General features: G+C 39.3%; 22 protein-coding genes and 1 pseudogene. 19 read left to right on the top strand and 4 right to left on the bottom strand.

The features are described 5' to 3' along the window. Positions 1–48 precede the first annotated feature (48 nt). From ADH31_RS02240 to dltD, 5 genes are all read left to right on the top strand, one after another. Positions 49–1,422 carry a M20 family metallopeptidase gene (locus tag ADH31_RS02240; RefSeq protein WP_049508765.1) on the top strand — a complete coding sequence of 458 codons (1,374 nt, stop codon included), beginning with the start codon at positions 49–51 and terminating at the stop codon, positions 1,420–1,422. Beyond that, entirely contained in the window at positions 1,415–2,476 is a 1,062-nt protein-coding gene (locus tag ADH31_RS02245; protein ID WP_000085697.1) for a methionine ABC transporter ATP-binding protein, read from the top strand. Before ADH31_RS02240 ends, ADH31_RS02245 begins: the two co-directional genes overlap by 8 nt. A gap of 1 nt (position 2,477) precedes the next feature. After that, entirely contained in the window at positions 2,478–3,170 is a 693-nt protein-coding gene (locus ADH31_RS02250; RefSeq protein WP_000818851.1) for a methionine ABC transporter permease, read from the top strand. A 323-nt stretch (positions 3,171–3,493) separates the two neighbouring features. Then, positions 3,494–4,648, top strand: coding sequence for a D-alanyl-lipoteichoic acid biosynthesis protein DltB (gene dltB, locus ADH31_RS02255; protein WP_001105735.1), 1,155 nt, complete (start codon positions 3,494–3,496; stop codon positions 4,646–4,648). Between the two features lie 47 nt (positions 4,649–4,695). Then, complete coding sequence (gene dltD, locus ADH31_RS02260; RefSeq protein WP_000593506.1) at positions 4,696–5,868, top strand: D-alanyl-lipoteichoic acid biosynthesis protein DltD; 1,173 nt, start codon at positions 4,696–4,698, stop codon at positions 5,866–5,868. 178 nt (positions 5,869–6,046) lie between these two features. On the opposite strand, the gene ADH31_RS02265 is transcribed toward dltD, so the two are convergent. Beyond that, positions 6,047–6,616, bottom strand: a complete 570-nt coding sequence (locus ADH31_RS02265; protein WP_049508767.1) for an MptD family putative ECF transporter S component — start codon at positions 6,614–6,616, stop codon at positions 6,047–6,049. 131 nt (positions 6,617–6,747) lie between these two features. On the opposite strand from ADH31_RS02265, the gene ADH31_RS02270 reads away from it, so the two are divergent. The 14 genes and pseudogenes from ADH31_RS02270 to ADH31_RS02335 all read left to right on the top strand — a co-directional run bounded on the left by ADH31_RS02270 (position 6,748) and on the right by ADH31_RS02335 (position 17,060). After that, positions 6,748–7,599, top strand: coding sequence for an Rgg/GadR/MutR family transcriptional regulator (locus tag ADH31_RS02270; protein ID WP_049508770.1), 852 nt, complete (start codon positions 6,748–6,750; stop codon positions 7,597–7,599). A 189-nt stretch (positions 7,600–7,788) separates the two neighbouring features. Further along, complete coding sequence (locus ADH31_RS02275) at positions 7,789–9,036, top strand: transporter (protein WP_049508772.1); 1,248 nt, start codon at positions 7,789–7,791, stop codon at positions 9,034–9,036. A gap of 80 nt (positions 9,037–9,116) precedes the next feature. Beyond that, complete coding sequence (hisS, locus tag ADH31_RS02280) at positions 9,117–10,397, top strand: histidine--tRNA ligase (RefSeq protein ID WP_049508775.1); 1,281 nt, start codon at positions 9,117–9,119, stop codon at positions 10,395–10,397. Beyond that, positions 10,397–10,864: pseudogene (locus tag ADH31_RS10325) on the top strand (hypothetical protein). Before hisS ends, ADH31_RS10325 begins: the two are co-directional and overlap by 1 nt. Before the next feature lie 9 nt (positions 10,865–10,873). Continuing rightward, complete coding sequence (locus tag ADH31_RS02290) at positions 10,874–11,080, top strand: helix-turn-helix transcriptional regulator (protein WP_049508780.1); 207 nt, start codon at positions 10,874–10,876, stop codon at positions 11,078–11,080. Further along, entirely contained in the window at positions 11,080–11,268 is a 189-nt protein-coding gene (locus ADH31_RS02295; protein ID WP_049508783.1) for a hypothetical protein, read from the top strand. The genes ADH31_RS02290 and ADH31_RS02295 overlap by 1 nt, the downstream gene beginning before the upstream one ends. Next, positions 11,255–11,458 (top strand): hypothetical protein, encoded by a 204-nt coding sequence (locus ADH31_RS10330; protein ID WP_049508785.1) that lies wholly within the window; start codon positions 11,255–11,257, stop codon positions 11,456–11,458. The genes ADH31_RS02295 and ADH31_RS10330 overlap by 14 nt, the downstream gene beginning before the upstream one ends. Next, positions 11,455–11,805 (top strand): PspC domain-containing protein, encoded by a 351-nt coding sequence (locus ADH31_RS02305; RefSeq protein ID WP_049508786.1) that lies wholly within the window; start codon positions 11,455–11,457, stop codon positions 11,803–11,805. The genes ADH31_RS10330 and ADH31_RS02305 overlap by 4 nt, the downstream gene beginning before the upstream one ends. Before the next feature lie 12 nt (positions 11,806–11,817). Further along, the gene (locus ADH31_RS02310; RefSeq protein ID WP_049508788.1) at positions 11,818–12,540 is read left to right on the top strand and encodes a DUF3169 family protein; all 723 of its coding nucleotides are present in this window, start codon (positions 11,818–11,820) and stop codon (positions 12,538–12,540) included. Positions 12,541–12,595: 55 nt separating this feature from the next. Beyond that, positions 12,596–13,309, top strand: a complete 714-nt coding sequence (locus ADH31_RS02315) for a DUF3169 family protein (protein ID WP_239665532.1) — start codon at positions 12,596–12,598, stop codon at positions 13,307–13,309. Positions 13,310–13,318: 9 nt separating this feature from the next. After that, on the top strand, positions 13,319–13,960 hold the full coding sequence (locus tag ADH31_RS02320) for a CPBP family intramembrane glutamic endopeptidase (RefSeq protein ID WP_049508791.1): 642 nt from the start codon (positions 13,319–13,321) through the stop codon (positions 13,958–13,960). A gap of 18 nt (positions 13,961–13,978) precedes the next feature. Continuing rightward, the gene (locus ADH31_RS02325; RefSeq protein ID WP_049508793.1) at positions 13,979–14,194 is read left to right on the top strand and encodes a hypothetical protein; all 216 of its coding nucleotides are present in this window, start codon (positions 13,979–13,981) and stop codon (positions 14,192–14,194) included. 148 nt (positions 14,195–14,342) lie between these two features. Beyond that, the gene (gene aspS, locus ADH31_RS02330; RefSeq protein WP_049508796.1) at positions 14,343–16,100 is read left to right on the top strand and encodes an aspartate--tRNA ligase; all 1,758 of its coding nucleotides are present in this window, start codon (positions 14,343–14,345) and stop codon (positions 16,098–16,100) included. Positions 16,101–16,118: 18 nt separating this feature from the next. Continuing rightward, a complete protein-coding gene (locus ADH31_RS02335) occupies positions 16,119–17,060 on the top strand; it encodes a YitT family protein (protein WP_049502826.1) in 942 nt (313 codons plus the stop codon). 63 nt (positions 17,061–17,123) lie between these two features. Here the strand turns inward: ADH31_RS02335 and ADH31_RS02340 are convergent, their stop codons facing one another. The 3 genes from ADH31_RS02340 to ADH31_RS02350 form a co-directional block, all read right to left on the bottom strand. After that, positions 17,124–18,110 carry a LacI family DNA-binding transcriptional regulator gene (locus tag ADH31_RS02340; RefSeq protein WP_049508799.1) on the bottom strand — a complete coding sequence of 329 codons (987 nt, stop codon included), beginning with the start codon at positions 18,108–18,110 and terminating at the stop codon, positions 17,124–17,126. Positions 18,111–18,119: 9 nt separating this feature from the next. Then, on the bottom strand, positions 18,120–18,920 hold the full coding sequence (locus ADH31_RS02345) for a DUF1189 domain-containing protein (RefSeq protein ID WP_049508801.1): 801 nt from the start codon (positions 18,918–18,920) through the stop codon (positions 18,120–18,122). Between the two features lie 308 nt (positions 18,921–19,228). Continuing rightward, complete coding sequence (locus ADH31_RS02350) at positions 19,229–20,071, bottom strand: sugar ABC transporter permease (RefSeq protein WP_001065639.1); 843 nt, start codon at positions 20,069–20,071, stop codon at positions 19,229–19,231.

Consider the following 20,071-nt stretch of genomic DNA (forward strand, 5'->3'; position numbering starts at 1 on the left):
TTGTATTGATTCCAAAGGTACAAGTCCTAGTAGAAAGGTAGAGAGAAAATGGTTTTCCCTAGCCAAGAAGAACAAATTGAAAAGTTTGAAAAGGATCATGTAGCGCAACATTACTTTGAAGTTTTGCGGACCTTGATTTCTAAAAAATCAGTCTTTGCCCAACAAGTCGGCCTGAAAGAGGTGGCTCGTTATCTAGGCGAAATTTTCAAGCGTGTAGGTGCAGAGGTCGAGATTGATGAGAGTTATACGGCACCCTTTGTCATGGCGCATTTTAAAAGTTCACGCCCAAATGCCAAGACTATCATTTTCTACAACCACTATGACACAGTACCTGCGGATGGCGACCAAGTCTGGACAGAGGATCCATTTACGCTTTCTGTCCGTGATGGCATCATGTATGGACGCGGGGTTGATGATGACAAGGGGCATATCACTGCCCGCTTGAGTGCTCTTAGAAAATACATGCAGCATCATGATGATCTACCAGTCAATATCAGTTTCATCATGGAAGGAGCAGAAGAATCTGCCTCTATGGACTTGGACAAATATCTAGAAAAACATGCGGACAAGCTTCGTGGTGCAGATTTATTGGTCTGGGAACAAGGGACCAAAAATGCCTTGGAACAGCTAGAAATCTCTGGTGGGAACAAGGGTATTGTAACCTTTGATGCCAAGGTCAAGAGTGCCGATGTGGATATCCACTCTAGCTATGGCGGTATTGTAGAGTCGGCACCTTGGTATCTGATTCAAGCTTTGACCAGTTTGCGAGCTGCAGATGGACGTATTTTAGTTGAGGGCTTGTACGATGAGGTTCAAGAGCCTAATGAACGAGAGCTAGCCTTGGTAGAAACCTATGCCCAACGCAATCCAGAGGAAATCAGCCAGATTTATGGCTTGGAATTGCCACTTTTACAAGAGGAACGTACAGCCTTTCTAAAGCGTTTCTTCTTTGAACCAGCACTCAATATTGAAGGGATTCAGTCTGGTTATCAGGGGCAAGGAGTTAAAACGATTCTACCAGCAGAGGCTAGTGCCAAGCTAGAGGTTCGTTTGGTTCCTGGCTTGGACCCACATGATGTTTTGGAGAAAATCCGGAAACAACTAGACAAAAACGGCTTTGATAAGGTAGAATTATACTATACCTTGGGTGAGATGAGTTATCGAAGCGATATGAGTGCACCATCTATTCTCAATGTTATTGAGTTAGCCAAGAAATTCTTTCCACAGGGCGTATCTGTCTTGCCGACTACAGCTGGGACAGGACCTATGCATACGGTCTTTGATGCCTTAGAAGTACCTATGGTTGCCTTTGGTCTAGGAAATGCTAATAGCCGAGACCATGGTGGAGATGAAAATGTGCGAATCGCAGATTATTACACCCATATTGAATTAGTAGAGGAGCTGATTAGAAGCTATGAGTAGAGATATTATCAAGTTAGATCAGATCGATGTGACTTTTCACCAAAAGAAAAGAACCATCACAGCGGTCAAGGATGTGACTATTCACATCCAAGAAGGGGATATCTACGGAATCGTTGGATATTCTGGGGCAGGGAAATCAACCCTAGTTCGTGTGATTAACCTCTTGCAAAAACCATCTGCAGGTCGAATTACTGTAGATAATGATGTAATTTTTGATGGCAAGGTTACCTTAACTGCTGAGCAATTACGTCATAAACGTCAAGATATTGGGATGATTTTCCAACACTTTAACCTTATGAGTCAGAAAACAGCAGAGGAAAACGTAGCCTTTGCCCTCAAACACTCTGGGCTCAGCAAGGAAGAAAAGAAGGCTAAAGTAGCTAAATTGCTCGACTTGGTGGGCTTGGCTGACCGTGCCGAAAACTATCCTTCACAACTATCTGGAGGTCAAAAACAACGTGTGGCTATTGCGCGTGCCTTGGCCAATGATCCAAAAATCTTGATTTCAGACGAGTCAACTTCAGCTCTTGACCCAAAGACAACGAAACAAATCTTGTCACTCTTGCAAGAATTGAACCGTAAACTAGGTTTGACCATTGTCTTGATTACACACGAGATGCAGATTGTCAAAGACATTGCTAACCGTGTGGCAGTGATGCAGGATGGTCGCTTGATTGAGGAAGGTAGCGTTCTTGAAATCTTCTCTGATCCTAAGCAACCATTGACTCAGGACTTTATCTCAACTGCGACAGGTATTGATGAAGCTATGGTCAAGATTGAGAAACAGGAAATCGTAGAGCACTTATCTGAAAACAGCATTTTGGTACAACTCAAGTATGCAGGCGCTTCTACAGATGAGCCGCTTTTGAATGAATTGTACAAGCACTACCAAGTAACAGCCAATATTCTCTATGGAAACATTGAAATTTTGGATGGTACTCCTGTAGGTGAACTTGTGGTTGTCTTGTCAGGAGAAAAAGAAGCTTTGATAAGCGCTCAAGATGCCATTCGTCAGGCTGGTGTGCAACTAAAAGTATTGAGGGGAGGACAGTAAGATGGCAGAATTGATTAAAGCATACTTACCAAACGTCTACAAGATGGGTTGGTCTGGTCAGGCTGGCTGGGGAACAGCAATCTACTTGACCCTTTATATGACGGTTCTTTCCTTCCTCATCGGAGGTTTCCTAGGGCTGGTTGCAGGGCTTTTCCTTGTCTTGACAGCTCCAGGTGGTGTCTTGGAAAATAAAGTTGTTTTCTGGATTTTAGACAAGATTACCTCTATCTTCCGTGCGGTGCCATTTATCATTCTCTTGGCTGTCTTGTCACCCTTCTCTCATCTAATCGTAGGGACAAGTATCGGACCAAATGCGGCTATTGTACCCCTATCTTTTGCAGTCTTTGCCTTCTTTGCTCGTCAGGTACAGGTGGTATTGGCAGAGCTAGATGGCGGTGTCATCGAGGCAGCTCAAGCTAGCGGAGCTACTTTCTGGGACATCGTAGGTGTTTACCTATCAGAAGGTCTACCAGACTTGATCCGTGTGACAACTGTGACCTTGATTTCACTAGTTGGTGAAACAGCTATGGCGGGAGCGGTCGGAGCAGGTGGTATCGGTAACGTAGCTATCGCCTATGGATTTAACCGTTTCAATCATGATGTAACAGTCCTTGCGACACTCATCATTATCCTGATTATCTTTACAATTCAGTTCTTGGGAGACTTTTTGACCAAGAAATTAAGTCATAAATAAAAAAAGAGCCGGCTAGCTCTCAGATTGAAGAAAAAGTCAATTTTGGACAATTTTCTTCAATCTTTTTCTTTTATTAGAGAAAATAAAAAAACTCTTAAAAATAGCATGTTTCAGCATTTCTAAGAGTTTTCAAGATGTAGTAAAATTACCGAAAGGGTTTGTCTACCTTCTGAGAGCCGTGTGGTTCTTTTTATAAACTATATTTGTTATTCAAGTGGAATAAACTTTTGGAAGTATGGTATAATGAGAAAGCATATTTCGATATGACTAAGGTAGTAATCTATCTGTAGAGAATTATGAAATGATAAAGGAGTTCGGCTAGTATGAATTATTTTGAGGGGAATGAGTTTTTCCTTCTACTATTTGTAGTTTTACTGATTGGCTTTGTTTTAAACTACTTTGGCAAGCGTAGGGATTATTATATTTTAAGTCTGTCAATTTTATTTGCAGGAGCCATCTATGGTAAGAGTAAAGCTATGGTTGTTTATCTACTGGCATTTATCATTTACCAGTATTTTCTGGTTTTCATAGCACAAAGAATGGATTCAAAACGGTTGAAGCCACTGGTTATGTTATCCATTTTACCTTTAGTAGTCAATAAAGTCTTTGCCTTAACCCAGCTACATTTGTTGGCTTTTATTGGGATTTCTTATATGTCCTTTAAAACTATCCAAATCATGCTGGAAATATCGGATGGTTTAATCAAAGAAAAAATCAGTGTAAAAGATTATCTTCAGTTTCTACTCTTTTTCCCTACAGTTAGTTCGGGACCAATCGATCGTAGCAGAAGATTTCTAAAAGAGATCAATGAAGTCATGCCTAGAAAAGACTACCTAGAGTTAGCAGGTGATGGTATTTATCGCATTGTTCTAGGCCTTCTCTACAAGGTGGTTCTATCAACCTATGTTTACCAGATGCTACTTGCTCTAAGCAATACTGGTACAGTTGTCTACTCACTCAAATATATGTACTTGTATACATTCTATCTGTTCTTTGACTTTGCGGGTTATAGTTTGATGGCTGTTGGAAGCAGTAATATTTTGGGCATTCAGACACCGATGAATTTCAATAAACCTTTCTTGAGTGTTGATATCAAGGATTTCTGGACTAGATGGCACATCACCTTGTCAACTTGGTTGAGAGACTTTGTATTTTCAAGAGTTTTGATGCAGGTTATCAGAAAAAAATGGTTTAAGAATAGATTGCACAATGCAGTCTATGCCTATATGGTCAATATGCTGGTCATGGGATTTTGGCATGGAATTAGTGTTAGCTATATCGCTTATGGATTTTACCATGGAGTTCTGATGTCTGGATTTGAAATTTATCAAAAGAAAAGCAATTTTTATAAGCAACATAAAAATAAAACTTGGTACAAACTAATGAGTTGGTTTGTGACCATGAATTTAGTTATGGTTGGTTTCTTTATCTTTTCAGGTGAACCCTACAAAATCTTACTGACGATTTTAAAGAGATAAGAAATTGAAAAGAGGTTGGAAGAATCGAAGGGATAGGATAAAACGAGATGATTAAACTAAAAGCATTTTTGCTATCGCTAGTGCTTGTAATTGCGACGCTTGCCCTTTTAAATGTGACATACGTCAAGAAGATTGATGATTATTATAAAGTAAAGGATAACAGTATTCGCTATAGCACTTCGTATGAAAAGTATAAAAGTAGGGATATTTTAACAAGCAATATTACTCCCAATACATTTGTTTTATTGGGATCATCTGAGTTGGTTGCGACGATAAATGAAGATTACCATCCCAATAAAATTTTTAACTACAATGATTTTAATATCATGCAGATAGGAACCAGTTATTCTCAAAATATCATTCAAGCTACAACCTTGGGCTCGATTGAAGGAGCTATGACTAAGCGAAAAGTGGCTATAATAGAGTCGGTTCAGTGGTTTGAAAAAGACGGGACTCATCAAGATGCCTTTTTGAACAAGGCTTCTCAGGAACATATTTTCCATATGCTAGGTAATGATAAGATTAGTAAGGAAACGAAAGAAAAACTAATCAATCGCATTATCGAAATTACAAAGGGGAACAAGCAACAAAATGACATCTACAAAAAATACAAAAGTTATTTCATAGACGGGAAAGGAACCATTATTGATAAAAAACTATTAGAGTTCGATAATGCGATTTATTCCTTTAAACTCAAACAGACTTTTTATCAAAAACATGCCAAATCAGATTATCCTTCACTAGGGGATAAAACCCCAGACTATGATTGGGAAAAAATGACGAATCAGTTTGTAGAAGAGGTCAAAAAGAAAACAGACAATAATGATTATGCTGTTGATAACAACTATTACAATACTTATTTGAGAGATCGCTATGCTTCATTAAAAGATTCTAATAAAGATTTGAGCTACCTGGAGTCGCCAGAATATTCAGATATGGAACTCTTCTTGACAGTTGCTAAGGAATTGGGAATTGAAGTTGAAGTCATTATCTTTCCTGTAAATGGTAAATGGAATGATTACACAGGTGTTTCACGAGAGATGCGTGAAGAAACTTACAAAAAAATAGAAAAAATTGCCAAAAACCACGGTGCTACTGTGTTAAACTATGGAAATAAGGAATATGAAGATTACTTTTTATTTGACGTGATGCACGTTGGGGTGAAAGGATGGATGGAAGTTGAAAAAGAACTTTACAAATTTGCAAACGAAACTAACTAACACACATCGTTTACTATTGTGGACCTTGTTTTTCTACACGGTTATTTTAAGCATCGTGATTTATTCTCTTGTCACAGATTTTTCCAACATCCAAGAATTCATTTACAGTGAATTTTAAATATTTCATTAAAAAAAGCCCCTTGTCTCAAATAAATATTAGAGACAAGGGGCTTTTTTGTTACTGTTTATGTGTTAATTTCTTACTCAGCGCTTGTCCAATAAGGGAACCGAGTAGAGCACCGATAAGGACGCTTGCTACAAAGAGAAGAATGGTAGTGAGATTCGGTGCAACCATGATGCGATCAATATAGTCCTGAGATTTTCCACGAGCAACTAGGGTTGCTATGTAAGCTTGAGGGGTCAACCACATGAGTAGGATGGGACCAGTAGTACCAAAGGCAAAAACTAGGAAGGAAAGAAGGTTCTTGACCTTATCTTTGTAGTGGCCTAGGTGAGCTATGCCATCTGCTGCAAGACCGCAGATAATTCCTGGCAGAAAGGCTCCAGCACCATGCTTGCTCCCGAGGAAAAATAGAGAAATTACAAGTCCAATCGTAGTAATCGCTCCAAAACGAGGTACTTTTGCTAAAAGGATCATATAGACGCTACCACCCACAAGAGCAGAAAAGGCAGGGGCGTAAAACATATTTCCAGTGTGGTCGACAAGGTTCCCTAGTAGAACCCCCACTCCGATACAGAGAAAGTAGAGAAGAGCGGCTACAAGGGTTGTCAAGATATTCTTTTTCATAAGTTCTCCTTCGTATATCTGATGTTATTCATTGTATCATGCCTGTGGCAGATTGTAAATGCTAGCTTGGAACTAGTATTTATTAGGAAATGTGGTAAAATAGGAAAAAATAAAAGACGAGTGGTAAGAGGATGAAGAATTTAGGAAAAGTTTTTAAAGAGTTAAGGGAGTCCAGAAAAATCTCCTTGAGAAAAGCAACAGGTGGACGTTTTTCAGCATCCTTATTGTCGCGTTTTGAAAATGGTCAGAGTGAAATATCTGCTCCAAAGTTAATCACAGCTTTGGAGAATATTCATGCGAGTATGGAAGAATTGTTATTTTTGGCGAGAGGCTTTCACCACGATTCTAATTCTGAATTCAGAAATCAACTGTTTAAAGCCGTAAACCCAAAAGATTTAACATCCTTGAGTACTCTCTATCAGAGAGAATACCAACAAATCCCTTTTTCAAAGGATAAACAAGAACATATTCTCAATGCTATTTTGATAAAATTCTATATGAAAGCTATTGATGAGACGATTACATTGACCTCTGAGGAAGAAAGAGTCCTACATGATTATCTATTTTCTGTTGAAATTTGGGGACTCTATGAACTTTCGTTCTTTTCTTCCTGCTCACCTCTTTTATCAGTCCAGCTTGTGACAAAGTATACTCGGGAAATGTTGCGGAAGTCAGATTTCTTGCAAGGAATTGGGAAAAATCGAAATATGATGCACACCCTGATCCTCAATGCTTTTATGGCCTGTATTGAAGTTGATGATTTTACCAATGCCCTTTATTTCAAAAAACAAATTGAAAAGAACTTCTTTGAAGAAAATGAAACCTATTTTCGAATAGTCTACCTATGGGCAGAAGGTTTGCTTGATAGTAAGCAAGGAAGAGCGGAGGAAGGGCAGAGAAAAATGGAGGACGCCGTCCGTATTTTTGAGATGATTGGTTGTCGCAGATCTGCTGACTATTATAGAAGCACCATGGAGTGTTAAATATCTGCAACTAGATAAAATAATTTGAAACGATAGGACTGTGAAGATACTGATTAGCATTAGACAAATTCTATCGTTTTCGTTATCAGTTTAGTCTGTTGCATATATTCAAAAACATCTTCTTGTAAGATTCTTGATGCTATACTAGAGCTACCATAAAAGTAGAATGTGAGAAAGGAAGGAATCTATATGAAACTATTACTAAGAAATCAAGCTTACAGAGTTTTGAGCTTATCACGATTTTTCAATGCTTTTGGCGCTTCTATTTTTAATTTAGTATTTGTGGTATATGCATCGACTTTGCCAGAGGCTTCTGTTGCCGTTGCTATGGCGAATATTGTGATGATGCTTCCAACTCTTTTTACAGTTTTTGTGGGAATTCGGGCAGATTACACGAGGGACAAGGTCAAATGGATGACCTATGTCGGTTTATTTCAGGCGGTTTTATTTTTTCTAGCAGCCCTAGTTGTTCAGCAAGCTAGTTTCTTTGCCTTTTCGACCCTTTGCCTCATCAATGTCATTAGTGATGTAGCCAGTGATTTTGCGGGTGGCTTGCGAATGCCTCTCGTTAAAGAAAAGGTAGCGGAGCAAGATTTGATGGAGGCTTACTCATTTTCCCAGTTTATTACCTATATTTCTGCTATTGGCGGCCAAGCTTTTGGAGTTTGGCTATTAGGGGTGTCAACACAGAACTTTTCGCTCGTAGCGGGAATCAATGCCATATTTTTCCTAGTGTCAGCTCTCATTCTCTTTTTAGGAAGGGCTGAATTAAGCTTATCAACTCCACTTGTTGATAGTAAATCACAGAAAAATGAGAAACTTTCTATCAAAGATCAATTTTTAACGATTTACCGAAACTTACGTCTCGTTTTTCTTAAAAGTGGACAGAAAAACTTTGGTTTTATGCTCTTTGCTATCTTGCTTATCAATGCTTTGGGTGGTGCCTTAGGTGGTATCTATAACATCTTCCTTTTAAATCATTCCTTACTGAATTTTTCCTACAAGGATGCCTTGTTTATCTTACAATTGATTACCTTATTAGCAGTTATCATCAGTAGCCTTACTGGAAATGATTATTTTGGGAAGCAATCTTTGCCTAAATTGATGATGTGGGTTACATTAGGAGCCAGTCTAGTTGGTCTATCTAATTTGTTAAACCAAGTCTTGCTCGGGATGCTTTTCGTCTTTTTTACCATGTATGTTTCTGGGAAAATTTCTCCAAAGATTAGTGCTCTGCTCATGAAAAATCTTGCTCCAGAGGTTCTCTCTCGTACCAGTAATTTTTTAGGTTTGTTGTTTACTCTATCTATACCAGTGGGGACAGCCTGTTTTTCACTGGTGGCAGTATGGGATATACAGTTAACATGGGCTCTGTTTGTTGGACTTTCCTTGCTTGCGATTCTCCTAGCTAGTCTTAATCTCAAAAATGAAATTTAGGTGTTAGTCTTCTTTTCACACTGTCCCAATCCCTTCATTTATGGTAAAATAGGACTATTAAGTTATAAAGAGGATTCCCTATGAAATTACAAAAACCAAAAGGAACGCAGGATATTTTACCTGCTGAGTCGGCCAAATGGCAGTACGTTGAAGGCTTTGCGCGTGAAATCTTCAAACGCTACAACTACGCAGAAGTACGTACCCCAATTTTTGAGCACTACGAAGTCATCAGTCGTTCTGTCGGAGATACAACGGATATCGTAACCAAGGAAATGTACGATTTTTACGACAAGGGAGACCGCCATATTACCCTCCGTCCAGAAGGAACTGCTCCAGTCGTTCGTTCTTATGTGGAAAACAAACTCTTTGCACCAGAAGTTCAAAAACCAAGTAAGTTCTACTACATGGGGCCAATGTTCCGCTATGAGCGCCCACAAGCAGGTCGTTTACGCCAATTCCACCAGATTGGTGTGGAGTGCTTTGGCTCTAGCAATCCAGCTACCGATGTGGAAACTATCGCTATGGCAGCCCACTTCTTGAAAGCAATCGGGATTCAAGGTGTCAAACTACACCTCAACACCCTTGGAAATCCTGAGAGTCGTGCAGCCTACCGTCAAGCCTTGATTGACTACTTAACACCGCTCAAGGAGACCCTGTCCAAGGATAGCCAGCGTCGTTTGGAGGAAAACCCTCTCCGTGTCTTGGACTCTAAGGAAAAAGAAGACAAGGTGGCAGTAGAGAATGCACCGTCTATCTTGGATTACCTGGATGCAGAAAGCCAAGCCCACTTTGCTGCTGTCCGTCAGATGCTGGAAAATCTTGGAGTAGATTACATCATCGATACCAATATGGTTCGTGGTTTGGACTACTACAACCACACGATTTTTGAGTTCATCACTGAAATCGAGGGTAATGAATTAACAGTCTGTGCAGGTGGTCGCTACGATGGCTTGGTTGCCTATTTTGGTGGTCCTGAGACTGCTGGATTTGGTTTTGGACTTGGTGTAGAGCGTCTGCTTCTCATCCTTGAAAAGCAAGGTGTGTCTCTCCCTATCGAAAACGCCCTAGATGTCTACATTGCTGTTCTTGGTGAAGGAGCAAATCTTAAAGCCTTGGAGTTGGTACAGGCTCTTCGCCAACAAGGTTTCAAAGCAGAGCGTGATTACCTTAACCGCAAGCTTAAAGCTCAGTTTAAGTCAGCCGATGTCTTTGCGGCTAAGACTATCATCACTCTAGGAGAGAGTGAAGTCGAAAGCGGACAAGTGACAGTTAAGAATAACCAAACTCGAGAAGAAGTTCAAGTTTCGCTTGGTGCTATCAGTCAAAACTTCTCAGAAATCTTTGAAAAACTAGGATTTTAATAGCATATAAACTGGTCAGGATACTATTCCTGACCGTTTTCTTTTGCAAAATGACAAAAATCTTAAACTTTTTGACAAATATACTTGTCAAAAATAAAAAGATGTGTTACAATGAAATCAAGTTAAGAAAAGTATAGCAGAAAGGAACGATTATGTGGGCATTAGGATTTGTACCTCTTGTGTTTATGTTTTATCTCTATCATACCCAAAGGGTCAAGAAACTAGAGAATAAAATCAAAAGAATTGAGCAAAAACAGAAAGGAAATAAAGAAATGTCAAGATTATTAAAAGAATTGATTGGGAAAAAACCAACAATCTTTGGACAAGTTTTTGGGACAGACAATTGGGAAGTTGTAGATGTTGATGAGGAGTGGGTCAAGCTACGCCGTGTAAATAAAAAAGGAAAAGAAAAATTCAAACTACAACGCATTGAGGATATCCAAACCGTTGAATTTGACGGAAAGTAGGTGTGTGACATGCAACTAAAAAATCGTCTAAAAGAGCTTCGGGCTCGCGATGGCCTTAATCAAACTGAACTGGCCAAGCTAGCAGGGGTTTCCAGACAGACCATCAGCTTGCTTGAGCGAGATGAGTACACGCCATCCATCGTCATTGCCCTGAAGATTGCTCAGATATTCCATGAGCCAGTCGAGTCAGTCTTTCGCTTAGAGGAGGATGAGTGATGAACAAGTTTAAAGTGATTTATTACATGAGTGTTCTTGCCCTCATTGTGAATGCTTTCGCTATGATTGGAACATTACTGGGGTGGTTTTATTTTGATGAAAGTAAGTATTTGTTTTGGCTGAATTTAGCCCTCTTGTCCATCTTCAATCGGTTGAAGAAAAAGGAGAACAATGATGAACAAGTATAAAGCAATTTATTATCTATGTATAGTTGTATTTATCGTTAATCTTTTGGCCATGATTGGAACCCTATTTGGTTGGTTTACTATCGTTGAAAGTAAATACCTCTTCTGGATAAACTTAGTTCTACTATTGGTTTTTAGATGGGTAGAGAGAAAGATAAAGTTTAAAGAGATCGTAAAAGGAGAAAAATTATGAAAGAATTTTTAGCAGGTTTTCAAGTAGATACTGAGAACAAAGAACTTGCAGGTGTCTGTGCAGGTCTAGGAAATTATTTTAATGTCCAGATCAACGTCGTTCGTTTGGTGACAGTCTTGTTGTTTCTTTCTTCGACGGAGTTAGGGATTATAACAGTGGCCCTCTATGCTTATTTAGCAGGTTGGCTAGGTAAAGAGCCATTAGGAGATGGAGCGAAAAAAGCAAGAAACCAAGCTATTCTCTTATTTGTTGTTTGTTTGCTTTTGGTATCACTTGGAACAGAGGGCTTGACAGCAATTTATGAATCAGGTAAAGTCTTTGGTCAGTGGTTAGTTGGATTAGTTTAGAGGGGGATGAATATGAAAAAGAAACGAATTTTATACTTCTTAGCGATTGGTGTTTTAGGATATTTTACAGGTATGCTTGCAGGTCGTGCTTGGGCATTGGGCACAAGTTTTAATCTGAATACTCTAGTTCCTTGGATTTCAGCTTCCTGTTTATTGATAGCTTTGATTAGCATTTTTTTAACTATCTATTTCTTAAAAAAGAGTCGGAAATTCCATGCTTTATATCAAATGGAAATAGATGACGATGTGAATGAAACTTATTATGTACAAATGTATCGAAATCTCGAGTTTGGTACGATTGCTTTTAACATTGTGTCAGTTATGACTATATTAGCTTTATTCATCTCTATGAATGAAGTGGTGATACTCCGTACAAGTTTTATCGTTCTAGGACTTTCTGTTCCAGCTCTTATTTTAGCTGCAGTACTTCAAAAATATCTTTTCAAGACGATTTCGATTCTTCGTCAGTTTGATTTGGCATTTTTCTCTATTCCAAAGGATGTGCTAGATTATGTAAATTCTTACGATGAAGGAGAACGACAAGCTAATTTGGAACAGAGTTTTCGAATTTTATTTCAATTAAACCAATATGTTTTACCAGGTTTGTATATTTTGATTGATATCGTTTCTGTACTTACGGGAGAAATTCAGTTATTAGGTCTTTTAGCTGTAGCTATAATCCATATTTATATCAATATAATGCAGATACCTATGGTGAAACGTTATTTTAAATAGAAAAGATCACTGAAACTATTTAAGGTTATTGGCTAGTTTAGATAGAGGTCAGAAAATGAAAAATAATCGTAAATGGTTGAGAGTAGTAGTGTGTATGTTAAGTGCTTTTGTAGGAGCCTTTGCTTACACTCTTAGAGGTATAGCTGAACAGATTCAAATGTCACAAGTCTTACACACTGTTTATGGATTCGCTCTCGTTATTGGAGGAATTTCCTTCATCTTAGCCATGTATTATCTTGGCAAAAGTCGTGCAGTTTATACTCTTTATCAAAGGGTGGCAGAGGAAGAAGATAGTGATCAGACCTATGTAAGAGCCTATCGTTACTTAGATTATGGTTCGGTTTCTTCAAATGTTTTGATGATAGCAATGATGATCAGTGGGATCATACTGATTTCTCCGATATTTAAGAATACCTTGCTAATTCTTCCTGCTCTTATTCTATTATGCTTATACATTATTGTTGCCAATTACTTGTTGCGAACTATTTTTATCGTTCGACACTATAAACTGTCTGTTTATTACACTCCAAAAGATATTTTAGCATATCTTAACAGTTATGATGAGGGAGAAAAGCAGGCAGAGATGGAAAGTGCCTTTTTAACTATGTTTAGGCTGGATCAAATTATACTGCCCGCACTCTATATTTTATTGATAGTATTATCAGTTATTTTACGAGAAATACAATTGGTCGCCTTAGTTCTTTTGATTATCATCCATCTTTATATAACTATCGCACAATTAAGAAAAACAAAACGTTATTTTAAATAGGAGTCTTTTATGAAAATACTTAAAAACATTGGCTGGTTTGTTCTAGCTTTCTTATCATTTTTGTTTATCTACGGTTTTATTCAGGCTTTACCTCTGATTGCTCTTGGTTCAGGTGCACCTATAGTCGGTGTTCTTCCGCTTTATATTTTATTGGCAGGAGCTTTTACCTTCTTAACATACAAGTGGTATAAGACAGGAACTGTTACGATAGAAAAAACGGGCCTTAACAAATACATCTGGTTGCCTGCCTTGGTATGGGTCCTTATCATTGTTGTACAAACTTTCTTACCAAATGATCCATCTGTCAGTCAACAGACGGCAGAACAATTGACTCATAATCAACCTCTCTTCTCTTTCTTCATGATTGTTGTCTTTGCACCCCTGACAGAAGAGTTGACCTTTAGAGGTCTGTTAGCTCGTTATGTCTTCCCTCAGCAGGATAACGTCAAGCAGACAGTACTCTTTCTTCTTGTAAGTAGTATCATTTTTGCACTTGTTCATTTCCCTGGCACTCCACAACAATTCCTAGTTTATGCTTCACTTGGTTGTAGTTTGGGATTGGCCTATGTGAATAAAGGAGGGCTTTCCTACAGTATAGGATTACATGCCTTGAACAATTTAATTTCATTTGTGATGATAATGATGCTATAATAGACTCAGGAGGAAGTCATGAAACGAGTGATATTATTAGCAGTGATTCAGGCAGTTGTTCTCTTCTTCATTATTGGAGGGCTTGCCTATGCTTTTAAAGGGGATTTCTTTTATAACTATCTAGCAGTTATCTTTGCACCAATTGCAGGTATTATGCGATTTGCGACAGCCTATGCAACGGAGATTGTTCTCCCTAAAAAGGCTGCAGAGATTGCTGAAAAGCGAAAAAAATAAAGAAATACCAAGTAAAATAAGATCCAGCGAATGACTTTGCTGGATTTTTTCATTTATAGCAGGATTCTTCTCAACTTTTCTGATGATTTTCATGAAGAGCCTGCGCTTTTATGGTAAAATAGTAACAGAATAAAAGAGGAGATAAAACATGAAACGTAGTATGTATGCTGGTCGTGTTCGTGAGGAACACATCGGACAAGAAATTACCTTGAAAGGTTGGGTTGCCCGTCGTCGTGACCTTGGTGGTTTGATCTTTATCGATCTTCGTGACCGTGAAGGGATCATGCAGTTGGTTATCAACCCAGAAAAAGTATCTGCAGAAGTTATGGCAACGGCTGAAAGCCTTCGTAGTGAGTTTGTCATTGAGGTTACTGGGCATGTTGTAGCACGTGAGCAAGCCAATGATAAGTTGGCGACTGGAGCGGTTGAGCTGAATGTAACAGCTCTTACTGTGCTTAATACAGCCAAAACAACACCATTTGAGATTAAGGATGGGATTGAGGCAAATGACGATACACGTCTACGTTACCGTTACCTTGACCTTCGTCGTCCAGAAATGTTGGAAAATCTTAAACTTCGTGCCAAGGTAACACATTCTATACGCAACTACTTGGATGAGTTGGAATTTATCGATGTGGAAACGCCATTCCTTTCTAAGTCAACGCCAGAAGGGGCGCGTGACTATTTGGTGCCATCTCGTGTTAATAAGGGCCATTTCTATGCCCTTCCTCAAAGTCCGCAGATTACAAAACAGTTGTTGATGAATGCTGGATTCGACCGTTATTACCAAATCGTCAAATGTTTCCGTGACGAAGACTTGCGTGGTGACCGTCAGCCTGAGTTTACTCAGGTCGACTTGGAAACTTCATTCCTAACAGAGCAAGAAATCCAAGATATCACAGAAGGCTTGATTGCGCGCGTGATGAAGGAAACAAAAGGGATTGAAGTAACACTGCCATTCCCTCGAATGAAGTATGATGATGCTATGGCTCTTTATGGTTCTGACAAGCCTGATACTCGTTTTGAAATGTTGCTTCAAGACTTGACAGATCTTGTCAAGGGTGTAGATTTCAAAGTCTTCTCAGAAGCTCCTGCGGTTAAAGCCATTGTAGTTAAAGGTGCAGCAGACAACTACTCTCGTAAAGATATTGACAAGATGACAGAGGTGGCCAAGCAGTATGGTGCTAAAGGTCTTGCTTGGGTCAAGGTAGTTGATGGAGAATTAAATGGACCAGTTGCGAAATTCTTGACTGGTATCCAAGCAGACTTGACAACAGCGCTTGGTCTTGAAGATAAAGACTTGGTTCTCTTTGTGGCTGATACGCTTGAAGTAGCCAATGCAACACTTGGTGCCCTTCGTGGACGTATTGCCAAAGAGCTTGGCTTGATTGATAACGAAAAATTTAACTTCCTCTGGGTAGTTGACTGGCCAATGTTTGAATGGTCTGAAGAAGAAGGTCGTTATATGAGCGCCCACCATCCATTTACTCTTCCTCAAGCAGATACTGCGCATGAGCTTGAAGGAGATTTGGCTAAGGTTCGTGCTATTGCCTACGATATCGTCTTGAACGGTTATGAGCTTGGCGGTGGTAGCCTTCGTATCAACCAAAAAGAACTCCAAGAACGCATGTTCAAGGCCCTAGGATTTTCAGTTGAAGAAGCTAATGACCAGTTTGGATTCCTTTTGGAAGCCATGGACTATGGATTCCCACCACACGGGGGCTTGGCTATCGGACTTGACCGCTTTGTAATGCTCTTAGCAGGTGAAGAAAACATCCGTGAAGTGATTGCTTTTCCTAAGAACAACAAAGCAACTGACCCAATGACCCAAGCACCATCAACAGTAGCTCTTAAACAATTAGAAGAATTAGAGATTCAATTGAAACCCTCTGGCTATAAAATTTGAAATATTGAGTAGAACAAGATGAAACAAACGAAACTAACTAAAAAGTGGAATCATTATCTTCGCCGCTTTGCTTATCGAGTAAAGATTTTGCGTGTTTTACAAAGTATTTCTCGAGAAAAATACGATGAAAAAATCTCAGCTTCTCTGGTATATGGTTTTCTATCAGCAGTAGCTGTCAATTTCTTTTTCCAACCAGGGCACGTTTATTCAAGTGGTGCGACAGGTTTGGCTCAGATTATATCTGCCCTTAGTAACCACTGGTTTGGGTTTCATTTCCCAATCTCAGTAGCATTTTATGCCATCAATATTCCTCTCATGATTTTGGCTTGGTATCAAATTGGACATAAGTTCACAATTTTTACATTTATCACGGTATCCATGAGCTCGCTCTTTATCCAGTTTGTGCCGGTGGTGGTCTTGACAGAAGATCCAATCATCAATGCCCTTTTTGGGGGTGTTGTCATGGGGCTTGGAATCGGCTTTGCTTTACGTCATAACATCTCCAGTGGCGGAACAGATATTGTCAGCCTAACCATTCGTAAGAAGACAGGTCGTAACGTCGGAAGTATCTCTTTCTTGGTGAACGGTACAATTATGCTGATTGCTGGAGTGACCTTTGGTTGGAAATATGCCCTTTATTCCATGATTACTATCTTTGTCTCAAGTCGTGTGACAGATGCAGTTTTCACCAAACAAAAACGCATGCAGGCCATGATTGTTACTAGCAATCCAGATGCAGTCATTGAGAAAATCCATAATAAGTTGCACCGTGGAGCGACTATGATCCATGATGCTGAAGGAACTTATAACCACGAACGTAAGGCTGTTTTGATTACGGTTATCACTCGTGCAGAGTTCAATGATTTTAAACTGATCATGAAGCAAGTTGATCCAACAGCCTTTGTTTCTGTTTCAGAAAATGTTCATATCCTAGGCCGATTTGTCGAAGTCGAAAACTAATCAATTATAAAAATAGATTACAAAAAACCAGCTCTAAGCAAAAAATGTTAGAGCTGGTTTTTCTTATTTTTCAATGATTTCATGTGCAATGACTTGACGATAGCAGATTTGACGATTTTCTTTGACATCATTGATGATTTGAAGAATAGTCTCAAACGAAGTGCGGCCGAGAGCTAGACTATTAATATTGACATAGGCTGCTAGGTTTAATTTTGGATTTACAGAGTCAAAGCTAAGAACAGGGACATTCAGCTGATGTTCGTTGAGGTAGTTACAAACACCTTCCGCTAAGAGGCTATCTGTTGTGATAACAGCATCGGTTTTTGGATCGTATTCAAAAAGTTGTTTGCTAAATTTATATCCCTTTTCTTCAAGAAATTCATCAGCGAAAAAGGTACGATGACTATCAAGAGATAGTTTGTGTTCTTGGAGGGCTTGCTCGTAACCTGTTAGACGATCCTGCGTAACGTAGAGTTTCTTGGTACCACCGATGAAAGCAATGCGGCTGCATCCTTTTTTGATGAAGTATTCTGTCGCATCAAAACCAGCTTGAATATTATCATTGTCAACAAGTGAAATGAAGGGTGATAGTGATTTCCCAAGGATGAGGAAGGGAAATTGTTCTTCAGTAACGAGTTTAACCAAGGGGTCATTTTCTTGGGCATACAAGAAGATAAGACCGTCTACACGCTTTCCATAAACCATCTGTGAAATTGCATTTAAGCGCTCTTTTTCGTCTTTTCCAGTTGCAATCTGGATAGCATAGTGATTTTCTGAAGCAACTTGTGCAATCCCTCTAAGGACAGAAGGGAAGAAAGGATTTTGATAGAAAACGTCTGAATCATCTGGAAGAACCAAGCCGATAACCTGCGTATAACTACTAACCAGGCTTCGGGCATTGAGGTTAGGATGGTAGTTGAGTTCCTTCATAGCCTTTCGAACTCGTTTTTTGGTTTCATCGCTAATGGTTGATTTGTTTTGAATAACACGGGTTACGGTTGAGGGTGAGACCCCTGCAGCCTTGGCCACGTCTTTAATCGTAACAGGCATAATAATCTCCTACTTATGGTAGTCTGGATCACGGAAATGCGTTTTGTAAAAGATAGTGACCAGGTATAGAACAAATAAAATATTTTGAACAGTAATCAAAGTTGCCATATTTTGGCCTAGGAGACCGAGAATCATGGCAAGTAAGGTTGGTAATCCTAAACAGTTCAAAATGAAATGATAGCACTCTTTGTAGCTTTTAAATGAAAAGAGACGCGATTTTTTCGTGAAGTAGAGCAAGAGGCTAGCACCTAAAGCAACAATAAAAAAATTAAGTCCAAAGAGGAAGCTAGAACCAAGCACAAGAAAGAGACTAATATAGACGCGATTCTGTTGATACCAGTCTTTAGAAATGGCTCGTGTTAAGCTTTCCTTGCTTTGGAAGCTCTCAGTCGTTATCGCGTGATAGCGAATGCTGGTCAATTCTTTTCCTTGCTTGCTGATGATGAGTTTCTCAGGTTCAAAGTTCAGAAGTAATTCCTCAGGGAAGTTTGAACTAGAAGGGTCTCCGATTTGGATAGAAGCTTGATGAGGAGATGAACCTGTATAGCTCAACTTACCATCTACAATCTTTGCATTGGCAGCCAAATCCTGAACCACACTATCCGTCAAAGGAGTGTAGACATCATCGATGAAAGTTTCTAAAGGATAAGTTTCCTGAGAACTGTTCTGGATGGCAATAGGGACCATAGACAAGCTAATCAGGAAAATACTGGTAAAAATCAGTTGAAACCAGTTGAGACCAAAACGTTGAGATAGGGGCTTACGGAATCCCCAAATACTATTAAAATAAGAAAATGGATATGGCAACATAATTCTCTTTCTATAGGTATTTTTCTATATGAGTATTATATAGAGAAATGTTTTTTATTTCAAGCAGGGGAGACGAATCCTTGTAAAAATTAGACTTTAAAAAAATTGTCAACTAACAATGAGGGAGTTTTCAATAAGCTCTTGTTTCTCACTAGACTACCTAAGTTCAAGTTTAATACTCAATGAAAATCAAAGAGCAAACTAGGAAGCTAGCCGAAGGCTGTACTCGAGTACGGCAAGGCGAAGCTGACGTAGTTTGAATTTGATTTTTGAAGAGTATAAAAATGAAAAAGGGTGGCGGGGATATATTATCCCTTGTCGCCACCACTTGTAAGTCCTGAAACAAAGTTCTTTTGTAGGAAGAAGAAGAGAATACAGATTGGAAGGGCGATGAGGATAGCACCTGCTGAGAAGTAGGCGATCTTCATGTTTTTCACATTGCTAACGAAGGTTTGGAGACCTACGGCAACGGTAAAGTATTCTTTCTCACGAAGCAAGAAACTAGAGAGGATGTAGTCACCGAAAGGTCCCATGAAGGCCCAGAGAGCTTGTACGGCAACCATTGGGCGAACCAGTGGAAGAACAATTTGCCAGAAGCGGCGGAAGTGTCCTGCACCGTCTAGTTTTGCAGATTCGTCTAGAGACATTGGCACTGTATCGAAGTAGCCTTTCATGAGCCAAGCATTCATTGGGATACCTCCACCAACGTAGAGGAAGATGAGGAACCAGCTGTGGTTAAGGGCGTTCAACATAAGTGCCATAACGAAGAAGGCAGTCAAAGCGGCCATTGTTGGCACCATTTGGATAATCAAAAAGAAGACCAAACTTTGTTTACGAGCCAAGAAGTTGTAACGGCTATAAGCATAACCAGCAAGTACGATAATACTTGTTTGCACAACCATGGTAATCAAGGCAATAATCAAAGTATTGAGGTACCAAGTACCGTATAAGGTTTCAGTGAAGAGTCCTTTAAAGTTATCAAAATTAAAATCGATGTTGCTGTCTAGTTTAAAGGCTGCCACGTTACCTGCCTTGAAGGCTGACATAATCGTGATTAAAAGAGGATAGATAATGACGATTGAAAGTCCGATCAAGTAGAGGTAAGTGAGGGTTTGAGTCAGTCTACGTTTTAGTTTGATTGAGTTATTCAT

The organism is Streptococcus pseudopneumoniae (assembly GCF_001072375.1).
In the GTDB taxonomy this organism is placed as follows: Bacteria; Bacillota; Bacilli; order Lactobacillales; family Streptococcaceae; genus Streptococcus; species Streptococcus pseudopneumoniae_L.